The 11401-nt window shown below is 47.9% G+C and carries 12 protein-coding genes and 1 pseudogene; 6 read left to right on the top strand and 7 right to left on the bottom strand.

What is annotated here, in order from left to right; genetic code table 11:
- Positions 1 to 36: 36 nt before the first annotated feature.
- Positions 37 to 156: a hypothetical protein gene (locus MO867_RS18355; protein ID WP_252471876.1), complete on the bottom strand. Its 120-nt coding sequence runs from the start codon at positions 154 to 156 to the stop codon at positions 37 to 39.
- Between the two features lie 111 nt (positions 157 to 267).
- On the opposite strand from MO867_RS18355, the gene MO867_RS18350 reads away from it, so the two are divergent.
- Positions 268 to 615: a winged helix-turn-helix transcriptional regulator gene (locus MO867_RS18350; protein WP_252471875.1), complete on the top strand. Its 348-nt coding sequence runs from the start codon at positions 268 to 270 to the stop codon at positions 613 to 615.
- Positions 616 to 699: 84 nt separating this feature from the next.
- Positions 700 to 1413, top strand: a complete 714-nt coding sequence (locus MO867_RS18345) for an NUDIX hydrolase (protein ID WP_252471874.1) — start codon at positions 700 to 702, stop codon at positions 1411 to 1413.
- 53 nt (positions 1414 to 1466) lie between these two features.
- On the opposite strand, the gene MO867_RS18340 is transcribed toward MO867_RS18345, so the two are convergent.
- From MO867_RS18340 to MO867_RS18330, 3 genes and pseudogenes are all read right to left on the bottom strand, one after another.
- A complete protein-coding gene (locus tag MO867_RS18340) occupies positions 1467 to 2300 on the bottom strand; it encodes an ADP-ribosylglycohydrolase family protein (RefSeq protein ID WP_252471873.1) in 834 nt (277 codons plus the stop codon).
- Between the two features lie 35 nt (positions 2301 to 2335).
- Entirely contained in the window at positions 2336 to 3751 is a 1416-nt protein-coding gene (locus MO867_RS18335) for a nicotinate phosphoribosyltransferase (protein ID WP_252471872.1), read from the bottom strand.
- Between the two features lie 244 nt (positions 3752 to 3995).
- Positions 3996 to 5057: pseudogene (locus MO867_RS18330) on the bottom strand (bifunctional nicotinamide-nucleotide adenylyltransferase/Nudix hydroxylase); the annotation flags it as partial.
- A gap of 205 nt (positions 5058 to 5262) precedes the next feature.
- Here MO867_RS18330 and MO867_RS18325 point away from each other — a divergent pair.
- Both MO867_RS18325 and MO867_RS18320 read left to right on the top strand, forming a co-directional pair.
- Positions 5263 to 5658, top strand: a complete 396-nt coding sequence (locus MO867_RS18325; RefSeq protein ID WP_252471870.1) for an FAD-binding oxidoreductase — start codon at positions 5263 to 5265, stop codon at positions 5656 to 5658.
- A 250-nt stretch (positions 5659 to 5908) separates the two neighbouring features.
- Positions 5909 to 6208, top strand: a complete 300-nt coding sequence (locus tag MO867_RS18320; RefSeq protein ID WP_252471869.1) for a hypothetical protein — start codon at positions 5909 to 5911, stop codon at positions 6206 to 6208.
- Between the two features lie 28 nt (positions 6209 to 6236).
- Here the strand turns inward: MO867_RS18320 and MO867_RS18315 are convergent, their stop codons facing one another.
- Positions 6237 to 7151 (bottom strand): LysR family transcriptional regulator, encoded by a 915-nt coding sequence (locus MO867_RS18315; RefSeq protein ID WP_252471868.1) that lies wholly within the window; start codon positions 7149 to 7151, stop codon positions 6237 to 6239.
- Between the two features lie 115 nt (positions 7152 to 7266).
- Between MO867_RS18315 and MO867_RS18310 the strand changes: the two genes are divergently transcribed.
- Positions 7267 to 7989, top strand: coding sequence for an SDR family oxidoreductase (locus MO867_RS18310; protein ID WP_252471867.1), 723 nt, complete (start codon positions 7267 to 7269; stop codon positions 7987 to 7989).
- A 174-nt stretch (positions 7990 to 8163) separates the two neighbouring features.
- Positions 8164 to 8685, top strand: a complete 522-nt coding sequence (locus MO867_RS18305) for a hypothetical protein (RefSeq protein ID WP_252471866.1) — start codon at positions 8164 to 8166, stop codon at positions 8683 to 8685.
- A gap of 53 nt (positions 8686 to 8738) precedes the next feature.
- Here MO867_RS18305 and mmsB read toward each other — a convergent pair whose 3' ends face one another.
- Positions 8739 to 9650, bottom strand: a complete 912-nt coding sequence (gene mmsB / locus MO867_RS18300) for a 3-hydroxyisobutyrate dehydrogenase (protein ID WP_256474167.1) — start codon at positions 9648 to 9650, stop codon at positions 8739 to 8741.
- Between the two features lie 4 nt (positions 9651 to 9654).
- Positions 9655 to 11166 carry a CoA-acylating methylmalonate-semialdehyde dehydrogenase gene (locus MO867_RS18295; protein ID WP_252471862.1) on the bottom strand — a complete coding sequence of 504 codons (1512 nt, stop codon included), beginning with the start codon at positions 11164 to 11166 and terminating at the stop codon, positions 9655 to 9657.
- Between the last annotated feature and the right edge of the window lie 235 nt (positions 11167 to 11401).

The raw sequence follows: 11401 nt of genomic DNA, 5'->3' as shown, positions 1-11401 counted from the left end.
ATACGGCTGCTGCAGCAGCCTAAAGGGTGATGCACTTCAGAGTTGAATGCAGGTGGTGTGAATATCTCGCTTGGCGAGCTGTATCGCGCTGGCTAGGCCCATACCGCTAGAACCGCCGACAATTAGTGCTACTTCTTTCTTCACTGAGTTATTCATATTGCTTCCTCGTTGAGGTATCTTCATTGCGTGAATTGAGTTTAGATAAAGTCCGGGTTGGTTGAAAAGTAAGCACAATTTGGTGTGGTAGTTACTTTTCGGTAAGTATTTATGAAAGCAGAGAAAAAAATGCTGTTACGAAAGAGTCCACCTAAAAAAAGTGCCAGAATGGTTGAGACAATTTATGGTTGTAAATGGTCTCTTACGGTCTACCAGCTCCTTGCCCGAGGAATAAATCGACCGGGGGAGATGGTTCGCAGTGTGGAAGGGTTAACTACCAAGGTGCTCAATGAATGCCTACGGAGAAATATGGATTTCGGCATACTGGAGCGGATTAGCTATGCGGAGATTCCTCCACGGGTGGAGTATGAAGTTACAGTATTTGGCGGGAAATTCATGAAAATTTTAGAGGATCTTGAAAAACTGCAGGAAGAAATTGATCGGTTGCAAGGCCATTAATAATCGTCCCTGACTAAATAGCTTTATAGTGTCAGGTTATTCGAGGTAAACTAAGTGTCTTAATGATACTTAGTTTCGCTGGATATGAACGAAGAAGATTATATAGCCCGCTATAAGAAGCGCAACTTTGATGCTCCTCTAGTCACTGTTGACGCTGTTTTATTCACCTACCATGAAAATACTCTAAAGACTCTTCTGGTGAAGCGTTCGGCCTACCCGGAGAAAGGAAAGTGGGCTCTGCCGGGTGGTTTTGTGTCTGAATCCGAGGATGATGGTCTGGAGGCTACCCTTATCCGAAAACTGAAAGAGAAAACGGGCGTTATACCGCCCTATGTAGAGCAGCTATATACGTTTGGAGGGCCGAGTAGAGATAGGCGTGGCTGGTCGATTACGGTGGCTTATACGGCGTTGATTGCTCATCAGAGTTGCGAAATCTCAATTGACACTGTCTCTGATGTCAATTGGCTGCCTTTTTCAAAAGTGTGCCAGTTGCCCCTGGCATTTGATCATCTGGATATTGTAAATAGGGCGCATGAGCGCCTAGTGCAAAAGGCGCTCTACTCAATTGTGCCAGCTTACGTACTTCCTGAAACTTTTACCTTGCCAGAATTGCAGCATGTACATGAGGTAATTATTGGCAAGCCGCTACAGAAAAAATCTTTTCGCCGTCGAATTGAGCAGGCGAATCTATTGGTGGATACCGGCGAGAAACGCGCTGAAAAGGGCCGGCCCGCAGCCCTCTATCGCATGAGGGAGGATTCTGCAGCTTACAATTTTATTCGAAACTTGGAACTTTAATTGTAAAATTCTATGTAGCTCTTAGGGCCAATTAAATTTCCACTTTAAAGGAATTAAAAAATATTGGATATTTTCCTGTCGATTTCTAACAGATATTGATATCCGTAAGGGCTAGATTCCAGGCCAGTGATTAAACTTGAGGGTATTTCTGAGTCATACTCCCTGGATAGAGAGGCCAATCCGCAGGCGATAGCGGCAACACTGTCGGTATCGCCGCCGAAATTCACACAAGCATGTAATAGCTCGGTGAAGCTGCGATTTTTTTGTAGCGCCGTATTGACGGCAGCTAAAGTTTCAAGAGCATCGCAATTAACTTTTCCCGACCAGTTGGACACCATTTTAATTTCAATGGTACTTTCAATAAACGGAACTAAATCTTTTATAGCTGCTTTCTGATGGATCAGTCCATGGGCCATTAAGGCCACTGCTTGGGCGGATAGAATTCCCTCTTTGGTGTTGTGTGTGATGCCGGCCTGGCATTTAGTCAGTTGCAATAATTGGTTAATATCTGGGATGACCCCGAGAGGTACTGAACGCATTGCTGCGCCATTTCTCTTGCTGTGAGGGCGGATTTTTTGTGTTAAGTCTTTACCGGAGTGGCAGCTATCGAGAAGCTGCTGAAATCCAGACGCGTATCCGAGCCGTGGATCTCGTTTGTAAGTGTGTACAAACGCTTGTGCAAAGTCAGACGCTAGCGGAGCTGGTTTTTCGAGAATGAGCTCGGCAATCGCCAAGCTCATTTGAGTATCATCAGTATAACAGCCGGCCTTAATACCTAGAGGATGCGCGATATAGCCGTTAACATGATTATTATGGGTAATTATTTCTCGATTACAGAATTCAAATCCGGCTCCATAAGCATCACCAATAGCAATTTCCAATAACACCCTTACTCTCCTATTAATCTGGCTATTGATTGACTTTAACTGGCAAGTGCTAACAGATCTCCTTTCTCGCTGATGGCCGCACGCTTACGAATAGCTTCCAGGTCTTGCTCGATAAGCAGTTTGCCATTGCGATAAACGATGTCTAATAAGTTCTGGCGGCCCCCGATATCTTGTTCACGTACGGTATAGGGCTTACCATCTGCACGATGTACCAGCGCTAAGCGTCCTTTCTTGGAGCGTTTGCCACTGTCAGTGGCTGGATCTTTGTACACATCGCGCCATAAACCATTTACCCTGACCGCACTCGCTTTCATGGCGAATTTCATGGTATCCCGATTGACTTTCTGCAGCAGCTCGCCGCCCATTCCAAAAGCAATATTATCGGCACTTTGTTTTCTGGCTTTCATCGCGCTGAGGATACCTTCAATGGTGTGCAGAGAAATACCATCTCCCTGCAGTACTCGAATATAGGGTGGGAGGACCCGGTAACCTTTGCTATTGATGGTGGCGCCGAATAGGCGCATTAACCGCTCAATAGTTTGGGTAACGATATCAACAGGATCACCGCTATCGGGGCGAATTACCAGAGTACCGCCATTGTTCTCTACACGCTCTTTTAATTCGCCACCCCAGATATTTTCAATGGCGCCCCATAGGTCATAACTGTCGCTGACTACAGCTACCAGACGGTCGTTGCCGGCGAACTGCTTGAGCATATTTTCATAGGCCCTGGCTTCCTGCTCGCGTCCCCAACTGGTCATAGTGCTGTGTTCTGCAGCAGGAATAGAGAATCCGGCCATGGGGGCCGCATAGTAGCGGCGCCCGGCGAGTATTGCCGCCATGGTATCGGTGCCTTGAAAATTGACCAGATGTGCGAGGCCGCCAATGGCTGCGGTCTCTTCACTACTGGCACCGCGAGCCCCAAAGTCGTGTAGTTTGAATAGCAGTGTATCGAGGTTTTCTGCAGTCTCCAGCAAGTATCTCTGGATGACTTTTTTGGCTTCACGGCTCTGTGTGGCCACGGTGGTGGGATACCAAACCGCGCGAAGCAGGGCGGTTTCAATATAGCTGGTCAACCAGAAGCACTGGGGGTCTGTGTTCACCACCTGAGCCAATACATTTTGTGTGGGGACAACACTGCCCTCGGGAATCGCCTGGATTTCGATGGGGAGGTAACCCTGATGCGCTTCCAGTATGTATTCCCATCCCCGTCGGTTAAAGGGTAAGCCGTGTGCCAGGCAGAGTTCTTCTGCCTCATCTATGTGCTCGGCATTAATCGGCGTTGTTAGATACTGCTTGATAAAGGCCTGCAGTCCAAAAAATACGGCCTCTTTAAATTGTCCACCGCGGCTCTCGATATAGCTGCTCACATACTGGGTACCTTGCGGATATTGCAAGTAATGACTGGTTTTGTAGCTGTCGACATTCAGGATCGGATTATAGTGATTCATCCCGGAAATCCTCCGTGAGGGGTTGTAGGCACCGGTCTCTCCAGTGCGTGGGCAATCATATTTAGGTCTTAAGGACACTAAGCTGGATCGATAGTGTCCTTTGGGCACTTAGTTGTCAATAGTCAGTGAGTATTTATTGGAAACTTCGTGAATGGCTCTTGGAGATGGGGGTAAACCTGTATTGAAGCAGGGCTTTGTGGTGTGAGAGCCGGCCAGTGGCCGGCTGCCTCTATTCAATGGGATATCAGGCACCACCAATTAATGACTGAATAATGTAATAGTGATCTTCGAATAGTTGCTGTGGAGCTAGTTCGGCGAGGGGTATCCAGCGAGCGTGACGAGCATCGTCTCCACCCTTGACCTTGGGCAACTGCTGGCTGGCCTCCAGCTCAATATAGTAGGCATGGGTTATGGTTCTGCCTCGTGCTGATCGATAGGGCTCATCAAATACAGCTTGCCGCCGGATTGACCCTTTCAGAACTGGGGTGGGGATTTTCAAGCGAGTTTCTTCCCGCAGCTCCCTCAGGCAGGCATCAATCAATCGCTCGCCGGAGTCAACAAAGCCACCGGGTAGTGCCCACAAACCGCGCCCCGGAAAGGCTCGCCGCTCAATCAGCAGGATATGTCCGGATTGGATTACAACCGCATCGACGGTGACATGTGTCGGTGGGTAGGGGGCTCTTGCCCAAGAGGACTTATAGCGCTGAATAAATGCCATTTCCTCACGTATTTCACCGTAGGCCGGATTTATTGCGATAAATTCCCTTAAAATATCGGCGGATCTAGCGGGTAGAGCACACTCATGCTTGAGCTTACTGAGCGCGCTTTCCGCTTCATCACTAAATAGCGCTTCGCGGATAGGGGTTGCGCTGATCTCGCTGTGGTTTTCCACACTCAGGGAATCCCACTGTGGGAACAGATTTAGATAGAAGCCCGTATGGTCTTTGTGGTGCCCGATCAGTGCGATCTTGGGAGGTCTGTGGGGAATGCTGTGGTGCGCTGTCACTATACCAGTGACGGAACTCTGTACATTGCGTACCCAGAGTTCATCGTTGTAGGGGACATCCATAAGTGGCAGACAGATCAGGCGCTTATTGTCATTCTCATTCAAGCAGCTTCTGATAAGTTGTTCGCGCTCCTGGTGGGTCCAGGGGTTGCGAGGGTTGCGCGGTTGATTGGCTGAACCAATCAGCATGATAAGGTGGTTGGCTTGGGCGAGGCCGTGCTCAACCACTTTCAGGTGCCCCGAGTGGAATGGCTGGAATCGGCCGATAAAAACTGCAAAATCGTAGTGCTGGGCCATAGCAGCAAGCTCCTTGCTGGGAGTTAAGCCTCGGTCTCTCCAAGGTCAGATGGGTAGGTGAGAAGCTATTATGTGTCTTATGGACACTAATGGCAAGTCTGTGCTTATCTAGAATTTCTCGCTGAGAATGCACGAAAGCGACCAAAATAGACTTGGGTTTGAATGTTGAGTCAATCAAGCCGTTATTGGAATTGTGGGTAGAAAACAAATGAGCCGCTGGTGGGTAGTATTTTTTTTGTTGTGCGCTCAAGCGTTTGCGGTAGAAATAAAGCCGTTTAAAACTGATGGCTGCAGTGCATTTCCTGATGGTACTTTTAACCAACATGAGTTGTGGTTGGATTGCTGTATTGCTCACGACTACGCCTACTGGAAGGGCGGGAGCTATAAAGAGCGGAAACAAGCGGATCGGGCTCTTGAGGTTTGCGTCGCTGGAACTGGAGAGGAAGAGGTCGCGCTGGTGATGTTAATGGGTGTTAGGCTGGGCGGAACTCCGTTTCTACCAACACCATTTCGCTGGGGTTACGGTTGGCCCTATCTGCGGGGTTACGAGGCACTTTCTGCGTCGGAGTTGCAAGCAATTCAACAGGCCGATGGCGATTTGTGATGCCCGGCCAGCGTAATAGGGTATTCAACAAATTAGAACGCTTGTGAATTAGTCATTTTCCACCAATTTGCTTGGATGAATTACCATGACATTCTTCAGAGTCACCCTTTGGGTTTGTATTTGTCTGAATTTATTGATTTTTGCTTACTTTGCCTTTCTCTCCGGCTGGAAAGTCGGGGTTCTGGAGGTCTTACTTGGGATTATCCTGGCCAATTTTCCCCTACCATTTATGATTAATTGGTGTGAACGTATGTCAAAAGATCTGCGGGGTACCTGGATTTATTTTATGCCTTATCTGATCCCTCCGTTGGTTGGATTGGGTGGGACTGCTGCCTATGTTTCAAGTGGTATCAATGGAATTAGCGGATTCAGCCTGTATTTATTGGTACCTATTGCACAAGCTACAGCGTTCTGGGTTTTACTGGCGATCGTGTTTTGTATTTATCCATTTATCGATAATATCGCTACCTCAGAGATTCACTCATTAAATATTGAGCCAAAACAGAAAGATCTACTGCAAAAGACCGAGTTAGAAAAAGAAGGTGTATAGTAGTTTCGACTGGGGTCAGAAGTGCGGCCTAGCCGATAGGACCCATCTGTAGGGTTTGAGAGTACCTCTCAGAAAATCCCTCCTTCAGCCACTGCATCAAGTTACGTACCCGTGCGAGTTGGTGGCGTAAGGGAGGGCACACCATCGATAATTCAGTGGATTCCGACCAGCCCGGTAGGATTTCAACCAGCCGCCCACTGTTAATATCAGCTTGAACATAGATATCAGCCAAACGGGTAACCCCGAGGCCGGTAAGAGCAGCTCGATGCATTACCCGACCACTAACCAATTTGGTGCTGTTGTCGACCTGTACTACCTGTTGGCTTTTGTCGCGGGTTAGTAACCATTGATCGACACTCCCAGAAATAAGTGGCACAGAAGCCAGATCAGCAGGTTTAGCGATAGGTCCGTGTTTTTGCAGAAAAGAGGGGCTAGCCACATAGCAGGTTTTGATGGAATGAAGTTTGCGCACGATTAAAGAGGAATCCGTTAGAGCGCCCATACGGATAACGAGATCGTACTGATCCTCAATCAAGTTTACACGTGTACTGGAAAAATCCAGGTGGACGCGAACCCCGGGATTGGCTTGCTGGAAGTCGATAACCAACGGAGCAATTAAATCCTCGCCAATCACCCCGCCAACGGCGTTGATGCGGATTTTTCCCTCTACGCCACCCTTTGATTCACAGGCCCACTCGGCAGCCGAGTCCAATTGTTGCATGGCCTGTTTACAGCGACAGTAATAACCTTCGCCGATCTCAGTAAGGCGCAATTGCCTAGTGGTGCGATAGAGCAATTGTATCCCCAGGGCAGTTTCCAGCTCGGTAACCAACTGACTCAGATTGGCCTTGGAATAGCCGTTATCCCTGGCTGCCGCGGTAAAGCTTCCGGCATCGGCTACCAGGATAAACGCACGTATAGCGCGCCACGATAGATTGTTCATAAAAGCAAAACAATGTTTTCTAATTGGTTTGGCTAATCATGGTAGTTGTAAAACCTATACTGGGTCCAACCAAATAGTATCGTCCATTGGGGCCCCCGTTGAAGAGAGAGTTAATATGTCCAAACCGTTAGTTGTTATTACCGGAGCCAGTTCAGGAATCGGGGCTGGCATTGCCAAGCGGATGTCCGCTGCCGGGCATCCGCTACTGATGTTGGCGCGACGCTTAGAGCAGCTTAAGGCTCTGCAGCTACCTAATACAATGTGTAGAAAGGTGGATGTGACCGATAGCGACGCCCTGCGAGGTGCTATCGGGGAGGCTGAAGCGCAATACGGTCCGGTCGATTGTCTGATTAATAATGCTGGTAAAATGTTATTGGGAAATATTGAGACTCAAAACCCTGCAGAATGGCGGCAGATGTTTGATGTTAATGTGCTGGCCCTGTTGAACGGTATGCAAGCGGTGCTGGAAGGAATGAAATCTCGCCGTACTGGCACCATTATCAATGTCAGTTCCATTGCCGGTGTGAAGAGTTTTATCAATCACGCCGCGTACTGTGGTACCAAGTACGCGGTTTCAGCTATTGGTGAAACCGTGCGGGAAGAAGTGGCATCCGCCGGAGTGCGAGTGATGACCATTTGCCCCGGCGCCGTAGAAACTGAATTACTCAGCCATACGACGTCTCAGGAAATCATTGATGCTTACTCACAGTGGAAAGCTTCGATTGGTGGTGCCGTTAATGCAGAGGATATCGCCCGCACTGTGATGTTTATGTATTCTCAGCCACAATATGTCAATATTCGAGAAATTCAAATTGCAGCAACTGGACAGAGTCAATAGCGACTTGGCTGGTAATGCTGGTTAGATGGCAGGAGATAGGTCCCAAATAAGTCGCATGAACAATAATAAGGGCTTAATATATCGCGCTCTCCCATATCCAATGCAATGGTCGGCTAACTATAGGTGACCGTTGCAGAGCGATTTTGGAAATAGTGGAAAGACATGGAGACCTCAGTGCGACGAATTACTTTATTAATGTGTTTGCTGTTATCTTCTGCAGTTCATGCAGAGGAAAATCAGGAAAAAGGCGTAGCGGAAGCAGCAAAGTCAGTGGTATCCGGCATCGTCAGCTTTAGCAAGGATCTGGTGGGTGGTGCCAGCGAAGGCGTAGCTGACGGGCGCAAGTCCGGGAAAAGTACCGATGGCGCTATACTAGTAAATACACATGACGATTTTATAGCTAACCTGGAGGCGAAAATTATAACAATAATATCCAGTGATGAGGGTGGTTGCTACGTTGAAATTGGCTTTAAGAATAATAATGAACTTCCGGTTAGATTAATTGATCTGAAAGAATCCGAAGCGATAATTGTTATTGATGAAGACGGCTATGCGATCAACTTGTTTAATGGCAGAGGAAATCCGGAAGAACTGACAATTCCCAGTAATGCTGGAAGAAAACAACAATTCTACTTTGCTACCAATTGGGATGAGGTCAAAGAGGTTCGTATACTGGGCGAAATAATAGAGCTCTAATATTTATCAAATAGGGATTAGGTAGAGAATAACCTCAGCTTACGTTACCCGGCCTAATCCGCTTCCTGAAATAGCTTTTGGATCGATGAAAAATCCAAGTCACTACCACCTCTCAGGTTGAGAATGCCATAGAGATTGCGAGCCAGTGAGCCGAGGGGTGTGTAACTTTTACTTTGGCTAGCGGTTTCCTGTGCCAGTCCAAGGTCTTTACACATCAACTTGACCATAAATCCTCCGGCATAATTATTACTGGCTGGAGCCTCGGGCATTACGCCAGGATAGGGGTTGTAATTTTGTACAGACCAATTACAGCCTGAACTTTTCGAGATAATATCGGTGAGTACTTTAGTATCAAGACCATTATCCGCACCCAGTTGTAATGCCTCCGCCGTACCAATCATATGTATCGCTAACAGCATATTATTACAGATTTTTGCGGTCTGGCCAGCACCTGCAGAACCGGCATAGAAAATATTACTGCTCATAGGTTCCAGGACTTCTTTGGCTTTGTCTACATCGCTGCTGGCACCGCCACAAATAAAGCTCAGTGATCCCTTTTCAGCCCCCGACACACCTCCAGAAACTGGTGCTTCGATAGCGTGCAAGCCCTTAATTTTTGCATCGTGGATTAAGCGCTTGGAGCTTGCAGCAGAGATGGTCGAGCAGTCGATAATTAGGCTCTTATAAGATATATCGTCAAGTAGCTTGTCGGTATCAATATATAAACACTCTACCGCCGCACCATTTGGCAGCATACTAACAACAAAATCTGCGTTATTTACGGCCTCTTGAGGGGAAGAACATTTTCCAATGCCCTTCGCAGCTGCCGCATTCAATAACTCCGTCACCGGATCAAAACCATTAACTTTAAAACCGGCTTTGATCAGATTAGTAGCCATCGGTGCACCCATGTGACCCAACCCCAAAAATGCTACTGTCTTTGCCATCGTATTCTCCTGCCGCAAAAAATTACTTGAGCTGTATCGTCAGGTTGGTGTGCTCTACCTGTTCAATATCACTGTCATACCAGCGAGCAGTAATGGTCTTTGTCTCTGTATAGAAACGCACGGCCTGCTTCCCGTAGGCGTGTTGGTCACCGTAAAAGGAAGCACGCCAACCGGTAAAACTAAAGAAGGGCAGTGGCACCGGGATGGGTATATTGATGCCCACTTGCCCGACTGATATCTCATGTTGGAATTTACGTGCGGCAGCCCCACTTGCGGTAAATATGGAAGTACCATTGCCATAGGGGCAAGTATTAATTAACTGGATAGCGTCCTCCAAGGAGTCGGCATTGAGCAGGCACAGTACAGGCCCAAAAATCTCATCGGTGTAGATAGACATATCCGGGCTGACATTGGCAAATAACGTGGGGCCTACCCAGTTACCATGGGGAAATCCTTCAACCGAGATATCAGAACCATCGAGCAAACAGTCGGCACCTTCCTCTTTACCCCTGGCGATATATCCTAGCACTTTCTCTCGTGCTGCGGCTGAAATGAGTGGCCCAAAATCAGCGTTCGGATCCTGCCAATGGCCGGGTTTGACTACCGACATGGCGTTTTTTATGTCTTCCAGCCACTGTTGTGTATCCCCTACCAATACAGCGACGGAAATAGCCATACAGCGCTGCCCCGCAGCTCCCACAGACGCGCCGACTATATTATTGATTGCCGCTGTCTTATTGGCATCCGACATGACGACCATATGATTTTTGGCGCCGGCAAAAGCCTGTACACGCTTTAGCTGTTGGGTGCCAGTTTGATAAATATGGCGTCCTACAGGCACCGATCCGACAAAAGAAATAGCCTTTATATCTGGGTGTTTCAATAGAAAATCCACTTGTTCCGGTCCGCCGTGTACAAGCTGCAGAACGCCTTCCGGTGCCCCAGCTTCCATAAATAATTCAGCGAGCTTACAGGGAGTGATAGGGTCCTGTTCAGACGGTTTCAGGATAAAAGTATTTCCGCAGGCAATGGCCATAGGAAACATCCACAGTGGAATCATTGCCGGAAAGTTAAACGGCGTAATGCCAGTACAGACTCCGATAGGTTGGAGGTAAGAGTAACAGTCAATTCCGCCAGCGACGTTCTCCATCGTTTCCCCCATCATCAGTGATGCGATATTGGCGGCATGCTCGACAACTTCGATCCCTCTCCATATATCTCCTTTCGCATCCTCGAACGTTTTTCCGGTCTCCTCACTGAGTATTCGAGCCAGAGATTCCTGGTTTTTTTTGAGAAGCGCTTGATAGCGGAGCATAATTCGCGCACGAACGGTAACCGGTGTATCACGCCATTGAACAAACGCCTCTTTGGCGGAGGTGACAGCGCTTTGTAGCTCCTCAGATGTTGTTAATGGAACCTGGCTTAGGACCTCACCGGTGGCAGGATTTGTCACTTCCAACCAATCGGAGCAGCTGGAGTTAACCCACTCTCCGCGAATGAGCTGGGGTAATTTTGACGGGATTGTTTTATTCATGTTTATCAATGCGCCGTGAGGTGGGTATTTTGCATCAACAGTTTAGGCGTAGACTGGATATTAACGAGGAATATAGCGCGCTTTTGTCGCTGGCCAAGTCCGCAGATTCGGTTGATTGCCTCCCGGTTCCAATACTGGGTAATACTGTGAAAGAGTTAATGATATTTAATTATTTTTCAGTGGGCAACACTTCGGACAGTTTCATGCAGCTATAGCCCCATAGTCACTGTACCGC

Origin of the sequence: Microbulbifer okhotskensis, from assembly GCF_023895975.1 — a bacterium.
Classification (GTDB): Bacteria; Pseudomonadota; Gammaproteobacteria; order Pseudomonadales; family Cellvibrionaceae; genus Microbulbifer; species Microbulbifer okhotskensis.
This window is presented reverse-complemented; position numbering and strand designations above follow the sequence as displayed.